This is a genomic window from Chryseobacterium sp. MYb328, assembly GCF_037572595.1.
Taxonomy (GTDB): domain Bacteria; phylum Bacteroidota; class Bacteroidia; order Flavobacteriales; family Weeksellaceae; genus Chryseobacterium; species Chryseobacterium pennae.
On record NZ_JBBGZQ010000001.1, the window covers coordinates 360,169 to 377,228 of the forward strand.

At 34.9% G+C, this 17,060-nt stretch carries 18 protein-coding genes; 9 read left to right on the top strand and 9 right to left on the bottom strand.

Annotation, left to right across the window (positions count from 1 at the left end):
• Positions 1-23: 23 nt before the first annotated feature.
• Together def and ruvX are read right to left on the bottom strand one after the other, a co-directional pair.
• Entirely contained in the window at positions 24-596 is a 573-nt protein-coding gene (gene def, locus WH267_RS01780; protein ID WP_340005097.1) for a peptide deformylase, read from the bottom strand.
• The gene (ruvX, locus tag WH267_RS01785) at positions 593-1,009 is read right to left on the bottom strand and encodes a Holliday junction resolvase RuvX (RefSeq protein WP_340005099.1); all 417 of its coding nucleotides are present in this window, start codon (positions 1,007-1,009) and stop codon (positions 593-595) included. The genes def and ruvX overlap by 4 nt, the downstream gene beginning before the upstream one ends.
• A gap of 115 nt (positions 1,010-1,124) precedes the next feature.
• On the opposite strand from ruvX, the gene WH267_RS01790 reads away from it, so the two are divergent.
• Both WH267_RS01790 and WH267_RS01795 read left to right on the top strand, forming a co-directional pair.
• Complete coding sequence (locus WH267_RS01790; protein ID WP_115971744.1) at positions 1,125-1,601, top strand: SixA phosphatase family protein; 477 nt, start codon at positions 1,125-1,127, stop codon at positions 1,599-1,601.
• Positions 1,582-2,475, top strand: coding sequence for an archaemetzincin (locus WH267_RS01795; protein WP_340005102.1), 894 nt, complete (start codon positions 1,582-1,584; stop codon positions 2,473-2,475). Before WH267_RS01790 ends, WH267_RS01795 begins: the two co-directional genes overlap by 20 nt.
• A 154-nt stretch (positions 2,476-2,629) precedes the next feature.
• Here the strand turns inward: WH267_RS01795 and WH267_RS01800 are convergent, their stop codons facing one another.
• From WH267_RS01800 to WH267_RS01820, 5 genes are all read right to left on the bottom strand, one after another.
• A complete protein-coding gene (locus tag WH267_RS01800; protein ID WP_340005104.1) occupies positions 2,630-4,177 on the bottom strand; it encodes a serine hydrolase in 1,548 nt (515 codons plus the stop codon).
• A gap of 279 nt (positions 4,178-4,456) precedes the next feature.
• Positions 4,457-5,740 (bottom strand): hypothetical protein, encoded by a 1,284-nt coding sequence (locus WH267_RS01805; RefSeq protein WP_340005106.1) that lies wholly within the window; start codon positions 5,738-5,740, stop codon positions 4,457-4,459.
• Positions 5,741-5,750: 10 nt separating this feature from the next.
• Positions 5,751-8,117, bottom strand: a complete 2,367-nt coding sequence (locus WH267_RS01810; protein ID WP_340005108.1) for a TonB-dependent receptor — start codon at positions 8,115-8,117, stop codon at positions 5,751-5,753.
• A gap of 8 nt (positions 8,118-8,125) precedes the next feature.
• The gene (locus tag WH267_RS01815; RefSeq protein ID WP_123321445.1) at positions 8,126-9,415 is read right to left on the bottom strand and encodes a lysine N(6)-hydroxylase/L-ornithine N(5)-oxygenase family protein; all 1,290 of its coding nucleotides are present in this window, start codon (positions 9,413-9,415) and stop codon (positions 8,126-8,128) included.
• Positions 9,416-9,441: 26 nt separating this feature from the next.
• Positions 9,442-11,034, bottom strand: coding sequence for a GNAT family N-acetyltransferase (locus tag WH267_RS01820; protein ID WP_340005111.1), 1,593 nt, complete (start codon positions 11,032-11,034; stop codon positions 9,442-9,444).
• Positions 11,035-11,423: 389 nt separating this feature from the next.
• Here WH267_RS01820 and WH267_RS01825 point away from each other — a divergent pair, with 389 nt between their 5' ends.
• From WH267_RS01825 to rsmD, 6 genes are all read left to right on the top strand, one after another.
• Positions 11,424-11,888, top strand: a complete 465-nt coding sequence (locus WH267_RS01825) for a hypothetical protein (protein WP_340005113.1) — start codon at positions 11,424-11,426, stop codon at positions 11,886-11,888.
• Positions 11,889-11,974: 86 nt separating this feature from the next.
• The gene (locus WH267_RS01830) at positions 11,975-12,424 is read left to right on the top strand and encodes a hypothetical protein (protein ID WP_123321442.1); all 450 of its coding nucleotides are present in this window, start codon (positions 11,975-11,977) and stop codon (positions 12,422-12,424) included.
• Positions 12,424-12,921, top strand: a complete 498-nt coding sequence (locus WH267_RS01835; RefSeq protein WP_340005118.1) for a metallophosphoesterase family protein — start codon at positions 12,424-12,426, stop codon at positions 12,919-12,921. Before WH267_RS01830 ends, WH267_RS01835 begins: the two co-directional genes overlap by 1 nt.
• Positions 12,922-12,995: 74 nt before the next feature.
• Positions 12,996-13,490 carry a Smr/MutS family protein gene (locus tag WH267_RS01840; RefSeq protein ID WP_340005120.1) on the top strand — a complete coding sequence of 165 codons (495 nt, stop codon included), beginning with the start codon at positions 12,996-12,998 and terminating at the stop codon, positions 13,488-13,490.
• An 18-nt stretch (positions 13,491-13,508) separates the two neighbouring features.
• Positions 13,509-14,225 carry a DUF3822 family protein gene (locus tag WH267_RS01845; RefSeq protein WP_115971733.1) on the top strand — a complete coding sequence of 239 codons (717 nt, stop codon included), beginning with the start codon at positions 13,509-13,511 and terminating at the stop codon, positions 14,223-14,225.
• 82 nt (positions 14,226-14,307) lie between these two features.
• Positions 14,308-14,880 (top strand): 16S rRNA (guanine(966)-N(2))-methyltransferase RsmD, encoded by a 573-nt coding sequence (gene rsmD / locus WH267_RS01850; RefSeq protein WP_340005123.1) that lies wholly within the window; start codon positions 14,308-14,310, stop codon positions 14,878-14,880.
• Here rsmD and WH267_RS01855 read toward each other — a convergent pair.
• Positions 14,877-15,224 (bottom strand): winged helix-turn-helix transcriptional regulator, encoded by a 348-nt coding sequence (locus tag WH267_RS01855; protein ID WP_340005126.1) that lies wholly within the window; start codon positions 15,222-15,224, stop codon positions 14,877-14,879. The genes rsmD and WH267_RS01855 overlap by 4 nt on opposite strands.
• An 84-nt stretch (positions 15,225-15,308) precedes the next feature.
• On the opposite strand from WH267_RS01855, the gene WH267_RS01860 reads away from it, so the two are divergent.
• Positions 15,309-15,908, top strand: a complete 600-nt coding sequence (locus WH267_RS01860; protein WP_340005128.1) for a nitroreductase family protein — start codon at positions 15,309-15,311, stop codon at positions 15,906-15,908.
• A 46-nt stretch (positions 15,909-15,954) separates the two neighbouring features.
• On the opposite strand, the gene WH267_RS01865 is transcribed toward WH267_RS01860, so the two are convergent.
• Positions 15,955-17,049 (bottom strand): LacI family DNA-binding transcriptional regulator, encoded by a 1,095-nt coding sequence (locus WH267_RS01865; protein WP_340005130.1) that lies wholly within the window; start codon positions 17,047-17,049, stop codon positions 15,955-15,957.
• Positions 17,050-17,060 lie beyond the last annotated feature (11 nt).

Genomic DNA, 17,060 nt, shown 5'->3' on the forward strand with positions numbered 1-17,060 from the left:
ATTTCTTTTAATCCTTGTTTAATTTATTTTGGAAATCTCATTTTGTAACCAATACTTACATCTCCCTGAGAAATCTTTGAAAGTTTTCCTTTTACCAGTTTTTTCTTAAGTGAGCTTAAGTGATCGGTAAACAGAATCCCTTCAATATGGTCGTATTCATGTTGAATTACGCGGGCTCTAATATCGGAAAAAGTTTCTGTATGTTTCACAAAATTTTCGTCATAATATTCAATAACGATTGTGCCCTTTCTTTTCACGTCTTCTCTTACATCCGGAATAGACAGACAACCCTCATTGAACTTCCATTCTTCACCAGATTCTTCAAGAATTCTGGCATTGATGAACACTTTTCTAAATTCTGCCAACTCATCCTTAATATCTTCATAATCCTCATCTTCCGCAAGAGGAGTAACATCTATTACAAACATACGGATATCCAGCCCGATCTGAGGCGCTGCAAGACCAATTCCGTTTGCACTGTACATCGTTTCGAACATGTTATCTATCAGTTCCTGTAATCCGGGGTAATCTTTTTCTATATCTTTTCCCACTTTTCTCAAAACAGGATCCCCAAAAGCTCTTATCGGTAGTATCATCTTAATCTTTGTTCTAAAAAATTCTGCAATATAATAGTTGCACTTACTTTATCTATTAATCCTTTTTCCTGTCTTTTCTTCTTACTTTTTCCGCTTTGGGAAATAAAGAATGAAGCCATTTTGGAAGTAAACCTTTCATCAAAACGATGGACTGCAATATCCGAAAATTCTTTTTTAAACTCTTCAATGAATTTTAAAATATCGGTTTCCACCTCTGAAATATTGCCTTTCAAATCTATGGGAAGTCCAATCACTACTTCATCTACCTTATTTTCACTGAAATATTTTTTCAAAAATTCCATTAAATTACGGTTCTCTACAGTCTCCAAGCCACTGGCTATAATCTGCATATCATCCGTTGCAGCAATACCACAACGAGCTTTTCCATAGTCTATTGCAAGGATTTGTCCCATAAGTCTGCAAATTTAGTAAAATTTACTGATTTTATTCATCACGCAGTTTTTTTATGTAAATCATGTTTTATTCCATATTTTTTTTTATAATTTTAATCTTCCAAAAAACAGATATATGAAGAGACTCATCCTCGTAAGACATGCAAAAAGCGACTGGCCGGAAGAAACGGATGATTTTGACAGACCTTTGGCAGACAAAGGGCTGGAAGATGCTATGAACATGTCCAGATTCCTTAAAAACAATAATATTTCTATTGATTATTTTGTATCCAGTCCGGCAGTCCGTGCTCTGAATACGTGTAAAATTTTTAATCAGGCATATCAGCTGAACTGTTCTACTAATGAAAAATTATACAATCCTTCGGAAAGAAATTTTGAATCTGTAATCTATGATCTGGATGACAATCTGAGTTCGGTTGCCCTTTTCTCCCATAATAATGGAATTTCCAATTTTGCCAATTCCATTTCTGAAGATATTTTTCATTTTCCAACCTGTGGAGTTGCCGGTTTTGAAGTAGATTGCGAATCCTGGTCAGAATTTGATGGTGCCAGAAAGAAACTTTTGTTCTTTTATGAGCCAGGGAAAATATAACTTTACCTCTAAAGTATTTTATGCAATAATTTTTATTTTCTTTTTTTCATGTCAGAAAAAGAAAATACCCTATTTTGAAACAATTGCTTTCAATGATGTAAAATTGTCTGCCACTCCCAAACCTGGAAGCTGGAGGTATAATCATGATGAACAGTTTCAGCAATTTGAAGATTTTCAAAAATCAAAAAAAATAAAGCCGGAACCTGGGAAAAACACCATTTACCTGCAACCTATCGGTGATTTTAATGAGCTACAAAAAAAAGAAATTGAACTTACTAAAGAGTATTTAAAAATATATTTTCAGCTGGAAACGAAAATATTGCCAGCATTACCCAACAGTATTTTTCCTAAAACTGTAAAAAGAATTTTCAAAGATGGGCAGGAACAGATATTCGCAGGTTATGTATTAGATAGTTTTTTAATCAAAAGAAAACCAAAAGATGCTGTAGTATTGATGGGAATCACCGAAAGAGATCTTTTCCCAAGACCTGAATGGAACTATGTTTTTGGAATGGCATCTTATGAAAACGGCGTGGGCGTCACTTCCATCTACAGATTTGCAAACGGCCATCTTACAGATTCTAATTTTAACGAAAGTCTTACAAGATTACTAAAGATCAGTTCTCACGAAATCGGGCATATGTTTGGAATCAGCCATTGCCTGAATGCCAATTGTGTGATGAACGGAACCAATACTCTTTCTGAAACAGATTTTCATTATGCAAGAGCCTGCTCACTCTGCCAGAGAAAACTCAATTCCAGCATTGCTTATGATAACAAAAAACGATTACTTGAATTAAAGAGTTTTTTTGAAAAACAACATCTCAATTCGGAGCTTGCGCGCACTGAACAGGACTTAAACCTTCTCCAATAATCTTTTTTTAGTATACCTCCTATTCCCTTCCTCTGTAGGGTTGACTTTTGCGGCATAGATAAATTTCGGCTAAAGCCCTTATCCTTGTATACAAAAAAGACGGGCTAAAGCCCGTCCCTATTGAATATCTTTTGCCACTCTATTTTACTTGTAGCTATTTATTTCTTTTCAGATCCAGATCGTCAAAATCAAAACTGAAATCTGTAACATCAGAAATCGCTTTTAATTTTGCAGTCTGCGCTTTTCCACTTTCATCATAATCGAATATAATATAGGCATCAGCATCATAGCTTCTGTCATCCCATTTAATGATGAATGAATTATTGGAATAAGGAAGCAGTTCTCCTTTCAATCTTGGTGAGTTTTTACATGAAATTCTGTAAACACTTCCCTGCTGGGCAATATCTACATCACCGAACCAAACATCACTATAAGTTCCAGTAAACTGTTCTGCTTTTGGCTGAAGTGCTTTCTCTTTCTTAAAAGTTTCTGATTTTGCGAACGCTTCTTTCTTTTGTTTATTAAATTCTGCATCCATTTTTGATACTCTGTCTCCATATGTTTTCAACCAGTTTCTGTCTGCCACTCCAAGGTAAGAATCTTTCACCGTATTGGTAATGGTATTGAATGCTGCTCCGGACTGCTGATTCGTCAATACCACTATTCCTAATTTAAGATCAGGAATTAAAGTAAACTGTGTTACGGTTCCAATCAGTCCTCCTGTATGCTGTACTTGTTTGTGACCTTTTACATCACTTAGGAACCAACCTAAACCATATCCGTAGAAACTTGTGTCATATGGATTTTTAGCAGCGACTCTATCTGGAATCTGTAAGCTCCAAAGTTGTTGAATATTTTTATCAGACACTAATTTCTTCCCGTCTTTGGTAGTGAAATTATTCAGCAAGCATTCCGCCCAGGTAGTCATATCTTTTATATTACTCAGGATTCCTCCGGCAGCATTTCCTGTTTCATTCCAATCGTGAGGAACCGCAATCGCTTTTCCGTCTACCGGAGCGTGAGCGTCAATTTTATTGGCAACAGCCTTCGCTCTGTTGTAGCTTCCAAAGCTGGAAGTCATTCCTACAGGTTTCATAATTCTCTGTTCGATAAACTCAGCCCAGCTTAATCCTGAGATTCTGTGGATAACTTCACCGGCAACAATGAACATAATGTTATTGTAATCTAACGTTGTTCTGAAAGGGTTTTCAGGCTTCAGATATCTTACATTGTGAACGATGTCATTAACGCTTAAATTCCCTCCTTCCGGAAAAAACATCAGGTCTCCCTGTCCTAACCCTAATCCAGCTCTGTGAGTAATCAGATCTTTGATGGTTACATTTTGAGAAACGTATGGATCATACATCTGAAATTCAGGAATATATTTTGAAACTTTATCGTCCCAGTTCAGTTTTCCTTCATCCGCAAGAATCGCCAGTGCCACACACGTGAAACCTTTGGAGTTGGAAGCAATTCCTACTAAGGTATTATCATCCATTGGCTGTTTTGAGGTAAGGGAGCGTACACCAAATCCTTTGGAATAGGTAACTTTTCCGTCTTTTATGATACCTACTGACATTCCCGGAACATCAAAGGTTTTCAGAGTATTTTGGATCAGATCATCCAGTTTTTTTTCTTCAACCTGTGCATTTGCTAATCCTACGGTTAAAAGAAAAATGAAAAAAGAAAATTTCTGCTTCATTATTTTTTTAATTTTCCCAAATTTAGTAAATAACCTGAGTCCGGGATAAGAAAATTATGATTTATATGGAGAGAAGCCAGAAGATGGATGCAGGAAGTACTCTTAGACTATAAACAAAAGGGAGTTTTTATAAACCTAATCTGTAGCTCAAGCTGAACTTTAATAATCATGATTACGATAACTTCCAGCCTATTTACCTATCTCCCACAAAAAAGCCGGAAGCGCAATCTTCCGGCCGTCGTTAAATCAAATGATCCTAATGTACTAACAAAAAAGAAATTATTTTTTGGAAATGACATTCACTCCCATTAATCTTCCGCTTCCTTTAAGTTTAAATTCAACTTTTGTATTTTTAGATACAGGGTCATAAGAACTTAAACCTGAGAAATTATCTGCCTTATTATTAGACATGAAATAGATTCTGTTTTTATACAAGAACGGGTTTTGATAGTTGTAGAAGTTATCCGCAGGAATATCAAGTTTTACCGCCTTCTTTGTCTGAACATCAATTTCGTTCCAGAACCAGATATCGTTTCTATAGCTTACTCCATGTCCTCCTGCATAATACGATGCACCTGTGGAAGGAATGGTAGTATAAATTTTATTATTATGAGCGAAGATTCTGTTAAACTCTGCTGGTTGCACAAAATTCTTCATATCAATTTCAAAACCGGCATCAAAGGTAGTCTGCCCATTCTTTATTCTAAGAATCTTTGATGAATAGGCTGCTTCCTGAGCTTTCATATCTGATGTAGCTACCATATAGATATCTTTGGTTACCTCATCAATACTCCATAAAACATGGTCAGTGAAAAGCCCAAGGTTTGTAGCATTAGGATATTTGGTAACATTTTCCACTTTTTTGGTAGTCAGGTTATATACTGCAACTGCTACTTCTTTTACTACAGGTTTTATCTGCCAGTTCGTTCCTTTTTTACCGATTTGTAAATCAAGATACAGTTTATCGTCTCTCTTGATTAAAATTAGCTGTCCTGCAGCCTGATAAGATGTTTCTCCCGGTTCAAGTACAGCAGGGTCAATCGTTTGAGCCAATGAAGAAAGATCTATTTCTCCTGTACGCTGCATGGTTCCCGGATTAAAGGTCTGGATCTTAAGCATCCCTCTTGAGCCGTCCCAATAGTAACCTTCTGTATCACTGATCACGAGATAATTAGGTTCAAAGCCATTATTCTGAGTAGCAATAAAGCCTTTTGATGTAATATTTCCGGCATTATCAGAGGTAAGTTTAGAGAAACCTTCTTCTGAAGAGGCTGCACCACCAAGTCTGTAAATATTCTCTCCGAATGCTTTTCCTCCGGCTGAATATGCAATCTGGTAGAATGGTTTTTTGTCAGCTAATGAAAGTTCTCCCTGAGGCAACTCTGAGAATGAGTAAATATTCCCACCCCATCCTGCTGTACTGTTATAAATAACCCAGCTGTCTTTAGCTGTTGCCGTTGGTGGTTTCTGTTCTTCAATAGTGTCATCGTTGCTACTGCAATGAGTAAACAACAATAAACTTAACGCTGATAAAATTATCGAAAACGGTTTTGATTTTCTCATGATCATAATATTAAAAAATTGTATAAGTTAGTTTCAGATGATAAGATCTTGTAGGTTTCTGTGCATTATAATTATCGTAAAGTCTTTCATTCAGAAGATTATTAACACTAAAATTAATAGCCAGTTTAGGATCTGCCAGGAAATAGGTAACTCCTACTCCTGCATCTACCATTCCTGTTCTGCCATCATTAGGAACCAAAAGGTTACTGGAAGCTATAGTTTCTTTAGAAAATAATCCTGGTTCAAGATTTTTTGGTACCGGATACAGCATGAAACGATGAACGTAATTAATGTTATAATACAGTTCCACTTTATCTTTCATTTTTAAGATATCTGAAAAATTCACTCTCAGATAGTGATTTCCGAACAAGTAAGGAATATTCGGTTGTCTGGCATCCTCCCAAATACTTTCAGTACCGGAAAGGTTTTTAAGCCTTATATCCTGATAGGTAATATTGAATCCTGTCTGAATATTTTTGATTGGCTGATAATTGATCTCATACTCCAGTCCAAGGATTCTGTTGTCATAATAATTCTGATACCTTCCATAAGGATTATCAGGTATCATGAATATGGTGTTTTTGACGTTTCTGTAGAAGAGATTTAAACTGGTATTCAGCTTATAATTCGATGAAGTATAATCCAGAACAACGTTTACATTATCGCTTTTTTCCGGCTCCAGATCAAGATTTTCTTTGATTAAAATTCCATCTCCGAAAATTTCTGTTTCATCAGGAAGACGAACTGCTTTTTCATAGGATAATTTCAGGATAAAGTTTTTAGGTTTATAACTGATTCCTGCCATATAACCGGATGCATTTTTATGTCTGTCTGAATCCCATGTGAAATTATATTTATCCGTAGTATATCCTTTAGAACTGAAAAAATAATTCTTCACCCCAAGTACTGTTTCCACTTTGCGGTCGAGCCAATGAGATACCAATCCCAAAGCAGCAATATTTTTATTGTAGATCGCTGGTGTTTTAAGAACATCATCTCCGTATACATTGACAGCTCCATAAGGATCACTTCCTTTTCTTCTCTGGTAGAAATAGACATTTCCAAATTCCAGGCTGTGATTATTATTAATCCGGAAAGCGGCATTGAGCCTTGTATGAAACATATTGTAATTCATCTTCAGATCATTTCCTTTATTGATCTCACCAACGCTGTTTTCATTACTGAAAGTATATTCTCCCAGCCAGTTGTATCTTCGCCTGCTGATATCCACAAAGGAATTGTTGTATCTGGCAAAGGCAGTCATCAGGTCCAGTTTAAGACGGTTGTCAAAGAACATTTTTTTATACTGAAGGTAACCCGTCACATTATTTTCTTTGGCGAAAGCTTCCCCGTAAGGTTTTCTCATTTCAAGATCATTTTGAATCTCTTTATAGAAATGAGAATAGATAAACCCGACTCTAAAATCATTGGCCCAGCTTTTATTTCTTACACCGGTGTATACTTCCATATAAGAAGCTTCAGTATCATCATGAAACCTTTTAGCTTCCACTTTTTTAAGATTAGCTGTTTCAGGATCTATAACTTCGCCGAGAATTTTATAATTGTTCTTTGAAAACACATAGCTTGCCTGTGTTCCTATATAGAATAAACTGTCTTTTTTCCCTATAAATACTGCATTAAGATGAGATTTATAGGTACTGAATGATGCTATTTCATTTGAAATTTCCAGATTGTCCTTTTGTATAGGTTTGGAGATAAAATTAATCCCACCTCCCAATGCATCCGATGCTAATGATATAGGCATCACCCCCTTGTAAATATCCACCCGGTCCAGCATATTTGGAGATAAAACATTAGGATTAAAACTGTGACCGTAAAATTCAATCGGCACTCCATCCCTGAAGATTCTGACTGCTTTTCCCTGAAGCCCGCCAAGATTCACTTGAAATCCGGAACCGACCCCGCCTTCTGTACGAAGCTTAACTCCGGTTGCCATATTCAGAATCTCTCCAATATTGTTGGCCTGGCTTTTTACAGCCTGCATGTCAACAATTTTGACACTCAATGGAGTTTCTTTCAGCTTCTCCAGTTTCTTTTTACCTCTGATATAGACCTCATCAATCCGGTTTGCATCTGAAATCTCTATTTCATAATTCTGGCGTGACCGGCAGTTGATATTTAATGTATCATTATAAACAGTCTTATTATGATAAAATACAGATACCTTCACAGGACCATCCGATACCTCAGCAAAATCAACAGTTCCCTGTTTTGAAACCTTTTTCTTTTCACCGTTAATGACTACATATACCTCATCAGGATTATAGTTTTTGATGTTTTTAACAGCTATGGTGATCGGGCAGGCAGCCAATGCTAAGGAAGAAAGTAAGGAAATCAGAAAAAATATACGCTTCATCTATCAGTTTATATGGTTTCTAATGCTCCGAAATGCTGGAAAGCAATATTCTTCTCTAATGGATAATATTCGTGACCTAATACTTTGTTGATAATGGTGGCATTACGGTAAGGCCCCATGCCAAGATCTGATGTAATAATTCCCTGAGAGTCTACACAACCGTTCTGCATAAATATTTCATTATCATTTACATCAACTGTATAGTCTTCTGAGGATAATAATGTGCCATCGTTCTGACTTTTGTTCAGACGACCTTCAATAGGCTGTAAAAAATGGGGAACTTCATATCTGTAACCTGTAGCCAGAATAAGGTAATCAGTATCTACAGAAAAGTTTTTTTCTTCCTCCAGATGCTTCATATTCAGTGTATAGCTTTTATCATACGACATCTCTTCGAGCAAACTGTTGGTCAGTATTTTTACAGGAAGTGGCTGTTCTTCTTTCATCTGCTGATGATAAAGCTCATCATAAATTGTGCTTATCAGCTCATCATTAATCCCTTTATAAAGAATATCCTGTTTATTGATTACTTCTCTTCTTTTATTTAAAGGAAGCCTGTTGAAGTAGGAAATATAATCCATGGAAGTAAATTCATAAGTGAATTTTGAATTTTCCATTGGAAAGAATCTGTCTGCTGCGGTTACCCAATTCAGCTTTAAGTCTAATTCCGGTCTGGCTGAAAGAAGATCAAAGAATACTTCTCCCCCACTTTGTCCTGATCCCAATACCGTAATGGTACTTCCTTTCTTTATATATTGTTTTCTGTGTAAGTATTCGGAAGAGTGGAAAATATGTTCTTTAGAAAAATCTTCTGTTATTTTAGGAACATTAGGAATAGAGCCTACTCCTAATACTATTTTATCCGTGAGATACACTTTCTTTTCACAATTGATAAGATCAATTACTGAAACTTCATAGCATTCATGAGTGTCATTATAATCTATTTCTGTAACGGTATGGCTGAAATTAAGACTTTCAATTTGTGAAGCCACCCATTTACAGTAAAGGTTATATTCCATTCTGGTTACATAAAAACTCTCCTTAAAACAGAAACGGAAAATTTTTCCTTGCTCTCTTAAATAATTGATATATGTAAAAGGACTTTTAGGATTTACAATTGTTACCAGATCCGCCAGGAAAGGAACCTGAAGCGTTGTTCTCTCGATCATCAGACCACTGTGCCATTCAAATCTGGGAGCTTTGTCAAAAAATATGGTTTTCAGATCATGTTCTTCAAGCAGAGCAGCAAGGCTTAGATTGAAAGGGCCTATTCCTATACCAATGATATCATATTTCATAAATTATCTTTTTCAGTATTCAAGTATTATGTTGTAATATTTATTTTCAGGACAGAGTTCTTAAAAATATCTTCTGTTGTTTCATAGAATTTTTCACGGTCCAGGAAAGTCAGATTGGATGTTTTGTAAGGAAGAGCCAGCGATCTGTTAAATTCGCATCCTACTTTGGTTATAAGATTATGAGTTCCTTTATGAGATGCAGACGCCTCACCTATCATTCTTGTCAGCTGTGGGAAAGAGAAGAAATATTCCATGCACATAGCTAATGCATACGTTGAAAAATGTGGAATTTTTTCTTTTGCCGGAGCGATGAGCATATGGAATCCATAATCTCCCGGATTGAAACGGTAGTACTTTCCTACCTCATCTTTTACTGCCCAATACAGTTCCAGGGTAAAAATAGGAGTCCCATTCAGAAGGCCAATGTAAGGATGAGAATAATCAACACCCATATGTTTGATGTAAGCTTCCTCAAATTCCCACTTATCCACATCCATCTCCCAGTATTTTTTAGCATAATCCATATTAGACCATTCATGAAGAAACTCCATATCGGTTTCCGGATTAAAAGCACGAAGGGTAATTTCTAATGTCCCGTTATTGAAGTATCTTTTATGCAGTATTTCCCCATAATCAGGCTTTATAAGCTTTTTGGAATAACTTTTAGGATTGATAAGAAAATTATGTTGTCTGATGTATTCTTTCCAGATATCTTTATTTACGCTGTAAGCCTGTTTAAGAAAAAGTCTGGCTTCAATCATTTCGTAAATAAAGTCCATAGCCTCACCATATATTTCCTTCAGAGAATCAATTTCAGCATCTATAATCTGATAAAGGACTTCCTCTTCAATGGATCCTAAATAAGCAAGATGTCTGAGAACCGGATATAGGTTATAGTATACTACATGAGTTCTGATAAAGTTTTCTGCCTTTTGATTTCTGATGGCAGTTCCGCCTGGAATATACTCATCAAAACTAACTTTTACCTTATCTGTATTCTGCTGAATAAACGTATGCTCGATATTGCTGTTATAGATGACCCCTTCTTCAATATACTTCCCTACCGCCATCTTTAATAATGAATGGGTATATTCTGAAAACCAACGGATAATAGCTGCCTTTTTATCGTAAGCTGTCTCCAAAGGAATATTCTTCGAAATAAATTCCATTAGATTATTATTGTACCCAAAAAATGTAAAGACCGTCCCTGCTTTAACAGAATCTTTATTCTCTACAGTTGTATGCCCCTGGTCAAAATGCTCGTTAAATTCTTCAGAAAAGTATTTGATATAAGCATCCTCAGGATTTTCTACGGTAGTATTTCCTTCATAAACTGTAAATATCAGAAACTGGTAAGCTTCTTCAGCGCTGATCTTTGTGATTTCGCCCATTTTCTTTTCTCTATATCCTACTTCATCCCCTAAAAGATGAATTCCGGTAGTAGAAAAATGCTTTACAGGAACTATCAGATAAGAATCTTTACCTGTAATATTAATTCGGATGAATTTACTTTCAGAACAACTGTTCATGAACGTTGACAACTCTTCATCAAACTTTGGTATAAGGTCAAAATAATACCAGTTTTTGCTTTCCAATAAGTATAAACCGACACTCATCATTATCTTTGTTTAGATTAAATAAAAATTAAGACAAATATATACATATTTTTCACCCAGCAAAAGAATTATTTAAAATACCGAAAATGAACAATTCAAAACATTGATTATCAATAACATGAAATAAATAACTCAAATTAATTAATACACCAAAAAGTGAATACATTCATTTTATCGATCCCTTTTTTTAATAACAAAGAGTAATTTTGATATGCTTAAAAAAATAAATTTAAGAATTAAACAAAAAAACAATAGAAAAACAGAAAATGTCTCAATATGAGACTTTGTGGAAAATTTAAGTGTCTGTAACAAGGTTATATTCAATAGAAAACTTTCAGTCTTCTATTGAAAAGCGTAATTTTGCCAATAGTAAAGTGTAATTATTTTAAAGTATGAAAAAGTCAATCTCCATTCTTCTCTTGTTATTTTTTGCAGTTGGTTTTATGAAAAGTCAGGATAAAACATCTGACCCTTTTCTTTTGCAGACCTGGAAGCTGAATACACTGGACAACTATATTTACACTTACGAAAAACAGTCTATTTTTAATGCTAAAATTCCTGGTTTAAAATTTAGTAAAAACGGGAAAATCATCGGAAACCTAAGTAAATCAGCCAATGGATATGATACTAAGCAAGACTTTCCGGGCAAAGCTTCGAAACTGGAACGTTATACGGGAAACTGGAAAAAAGTCTCAGATACTACCATTGCCATTATGTTTTCTTCGAATAACAGTATGAATGGAACTTTTGTGATCTCAAGACTTACCGAAACCGGATTGAAACTAAGAAAACTCTTCAGTGCAGACATTGAAAAGAAACTTGATTCTATACGAAGAACCAAAAATATTTCTTACTAATACTTAATTGGCTTTGTTACATCGTAAAATTCAATCAGAATCGTTTTATCAAAGCTTCTTTATATTTGCAATTTAAAATAGTAAAAATGACAATAAACAGATTATTCGCCTTCTTCTTATTGCTGATGGGCTGTAATTTATATTTTTCTCAGGAAGTCTCAATCAAAGATGATAAAGTACTTTTGGATGGGAAACAGATTCTAAAAGCAGAAAAGATCAATATTACACAATACTCATTCTTTTCTATGAAAGATGACGAAGAGGTATTGATGTACAAATACATGGATAATGAAACACCAAAATACGTAAGTGACGATTACTTTATCCTGAACTTTTTAACAGAAAAAACCAAGGTAGAATCTACTGATTTAGCAAAAATTGCCAATTTTATGAACTCCAAAAAAGGAATGGAAAAACTTATAAAATGGCTGCTCAAAGAAAGAGTGATCAATCAGAATGGGGAATTGAACCCTGACCGTGTTGCAGTATTTAAAGAAAAATACGACGAAAATATTACTCAAAGAACCCTTAGATAATGACAAAAATCCTTCTCCTCTCTGATTCTCATTCTTATATAGACGACCGGATCCTGGAATATGCATCTCAGGCTGATGAGGTATGGCACTGCGGAGATTTTGGAAGTATGGATGTTATTGAACAGCTGGAAAAAATAAAACCTTTAAAAGGAGTCTATGGAAATATTGATAACGCCAAAATACAGTCTGAGTTTCCGGAAGTCAACCGTTTTTTCTGTGAAAAACTGGAAGTTTTAATGATTCACATTGGTGGGTATCCCGGAAAATATACTCCATTAACGAAAAAGGAAATGGCTGAAAAAACTCCCAGACTATTTATATCCGGACATTCCCACATTTTAAAAGCGATGTACGATCAAAAGAATAATCTTTTGCATCTGAATCCCGGGGCCTGCGGAAAACAGGGCTGGCACAAAGTGAGAACTATGATGCGGTTTGTGGTGGATGGTGAGGAAATAAAGGATTTAGAGGTTATTGAATTAGGGCCCAGAGTATAAAAAACTGGAGTAAACCTAACAGGTTTTTGAAACCTGTTAGATTTAGAGCCTGAAAACGAAGCATCATTAACAAAATGAAAATAGGAGATACAGTTTCTGTAGTGGATGAAGATTTAAGCGGAGTGGTAACTTCCGTGAAGGGAAATATTGTGGTTTTTAAAGATCAATACGGCTTTACCCATCAATATCCTAATGAAAAACTGGTTCCCAAGAATGCTGATCTTTATGAAAACATCCGCATAGTAAGGAAAGCTGAACCTAAAAAAACTATTTCTAAAAAACATCAGAGAAATCATTTGGTTATAGACCTGCATTTTCATAATTTGGTAAAGAATCCTGATGATTATGATAGCTTTGAAAGATTGTTTATTCAAAAGGAAAAACTGATTGAAGTGATAGAGTTTTGCAGAAAAAACAACCTGAAACGCCTGGAGATCGTCCACGGAATCGGAGATGGCATTTTACAGAGAATGGTTCGGGATGTTTTGGAAAGCCTGGTTAATGTTGATTTTTATAATAAGGAAATACTTCACCATCAATCGGGTGCGGTAATGGTAGAATTTCACTAAATTTGCAGGAATTGAAATATGAACGTACTTAATTTACTTTTTACCAAAGACGGATTGATCTATCAGATTGTTAAAAACAAAAGCATTCTGGAAGAAAAATCTTATTTCGTTACAGAAGAAACGCCGGCGAACCTTATTGAGGATAAACTGGATGAAGTTCTTATCCAACAGCGTTATGAAGAAATCCAGGTGATTTCTGCACTGAATCATTTTACACTGATGCCAGAAGGTTTTTCGGATCATGATGCAGGGTTTGATCTCATCTCATTCAATGCACCTGCTGACAGAGAGAAAGAAGAGCTGATGCTTTCTATCAACAAAAAATTCAATATTCAGTTTTACTATACTTTTCCAAAAAATTACTACAAGAAAATAAAGGAACTGGCTATACCAGTACATTTTAATTTTTCCGGGGAAAAGTTTTTAAGTTCTATCAACAATAAAAATAATAAAGAGATTCATATCAATCTTTACCATAATCAGTGTGAGTTTTTTGCCATTGATAATAAGAAGATCATCCTGTATAACAATCTGGATGTAAATTCTGAGGTTGATTTCCTTTATTTCATCATGTTTACGTTAAGCAAAATAGGTTTCGGAATCAATGAAACCAGTTTTTACGCTTATGGTGAAACTACGGAAAATGAAACATTTATATCCGAGCTTCAGAAGTTTGTAAGAAACCTGAAAATCGTTTATGACAATATTCCTAATAAGAATTTTATACTCAATTAGGTTATAATTTGCAGGAAATAGGGATAAAGCCCAAGCATAATCACCTGCCACCTATAATCTATTACCTAAACCCTAATACAACATGTTCAGAATAATATCAGGCAAGTGGAAAGCCAAAAAAATTGCCGCTCCCAAGAACTTTGACGTAAGACCAACCACGGATTTTGCGAAAGAAGCCTTATTCAGTATTTTGGAAAACAAATACGATATGCAGTCGATTTCCGTACTGGATCTTTTTGCAGGAATCGGTTCTATTTCCTTCGAACTTGCTTCCAGAGGATGCCAGGATGTCACCTCAGTTGAGATGAATCCAAAACATACAGCATTTATAAACACTACCGCTTCAGAGCTTGATATGTCTCTTCAGATCAATGTACAGAGGGGTGATGTATTTGACTGGCTGAAAAAGTTCAGAAATAAGAAATCCTTTGAAATTGTTTTTTCTGATGCTCCATTTGAAATGGAAGAGAAAAAATACTACGAATTAATTTCTTTAGTTCTGAACAATAAGTTCCTGAAAGAAAACGGAGTTCTGATTGTAGAACATCAAAGTCGTATGAAACTGGAGCATCCTAATTTAGTAGATACCAGAAAATACGGAAACGTAAGTTTTAGTTTTTTTGACCCAAATAAAGAAGATGATCAGGAACTTTAGTTCTTGATTATTTTTTTTGAATTATCCGGAGCTGCTATTCCCCATTGGGTAATCGCTTCCAGGACAGGCAGCAGCGTTCTTCCAAAATCAGTTAAAGTATACTCTACCATCAAAGGAGGTTTTTCTGTATATACTTTTCTGTCGATGATGTTATCTTCCTCCAGTTGTTTAAGCTGAAGACTCAATGTTCTTTCTGTAATTGTCGGAATATCTTTTCGCAGTTCGTTATATCTTTTCGCACCATTAATAAGATGATGTAAAATTACAGCCTTCCATTTTCCCCCTATAAACCGCATGGTTACACTTGTACAGCAAGGGTAGGATTTATTATCTATTATATACATTTTTATACTATCATTTTTAACCGTTATTGCAAAGTTAAGAAACTTAAATTAATTTTGTAACTATAAAAATGATAGTATAAAATTATGAACTTTTTAGACAAAATGAAAACAAGATATACTGTAAAAAAGTATAACCCAACCGGCAATATCAGTGAAGAGCAAATTTCTCAATTGAAAGAAATTCTAAACTTAAGCCCTTCTTCCATCAACAGTCAGCCATGGAATTTTATCTTTATTAACCGTAGTGAGTTGAAATCAAAACTGGCAGAAGTTTCTTATATCAACAAAGAAAAAGTAATTGACTGCAGTCACCTGATTATTTTTCAGGTTCTTAAAAATCCTGAAGATTTTGAAAAACAGATTGAGGAAAACTTACCTGAAGGTGCTGTAAATTATTACAGAAACAGAGTAAAGCCTAAAGGGGAAACATTTGTAAAATCATGGCTGGGACACCAAGTCTATCTGTCATTGGGCATACTACTTTCAGCCTGTGCAGCTATGGGAATTGATTCCACTCCAATGGAAGGGATAGAGCCTGAACTGTATGATGAGATCCTGAAGAATGATCAATATGAAACGCTTTTCGCTGTTGCTATTGGAGAAAAAATGGACACGGATGCCAATCAACCGAAATTTAATCCAAAATCAAGATTGAAAGCTGAAAAAGTAATTATCGAAGCATAAAAATTCAGCCAAATCCACATATTAGGATTCCGGAATATCATATGCTTCAATGCATATGGTATTCCAAATTTTCTTTTGTTATAATATGTATTGGTGACATATAAACTGTATTCAAATCCTCACCATGAACAAGATGTTCAAACATAAGCCTAACACTTTTATACCCTTGTTGAAAAGGTTCCTGACCAATCAGAAAAGTAATAATATCTTTATTTAGAAATTTTTTATTTTCGTTGGTTACATCATATCCTACCATCAGGTCCAATTTTATATTATTTGCCTCAAGATACTGCGCTGCCTTATCAATGATATTAGATGGAAAAAACATTCCGCCAATATCATTATAGACTTCCAAACTCTTGCCCAGTGATTCATGAAACTGCGGTATACTTTTATTGGGTATTCTGACTTTTTCAACTTTAACGTGAGAAGGATTTTCTGAAAAAAAATTCATAAAACCTTGCACACGCTGATCCAACCCATAGTAATTATTAAAGTCTTCTAAAACTTCTATGATTAAAACACGCGGTTTTTCAATATTCTGAGCAATATGAAAAAGCTGTGCTGCAACTCTTCCACTTCCAAATGAGTCTTGTCCCACAAAAGAGATATTATTAAATCCTTTCAGAGGAACATTTAGAAACAAATAAGGAATATTAAGTTTATTCAATATATCACTCCTTTCTTGTGTCTCTTTTACAAAATGAGGTGCGATAATAATTCCATCAAGGCTTTTATTCTTGAGGATCTTGTCCAATTCTTTACTATAAGAATCTACATTAAATTCATCAAAATATGAAATAGAGACCTTCATTCCGTAACTGGAAACTTCTTCAATAGCTTTAAGAACTCCTTTTTTAGGATATTCCCAAAATGGGCTGGCAGCATTAAATAATGGCATCAAAACCGCTACATGATATATTTTATTAAGTGCCAAATTACGTGCAATAACATTAGGTTTAAATCCTCCAACCTGTTCTATTATTTCTATCACTCTTTTTTGGGTACTTTCTGCTACCCCTCCTCTATTATGCAGTATACGATCTACCGTCCCAGGGGAAACATCAGCCAATCGGGCAATCTCCTTAATTGTCAAAATATATGATTTAATATAAGTAACAAATATAGCAACATTTTTCATTTTTTCCTCTT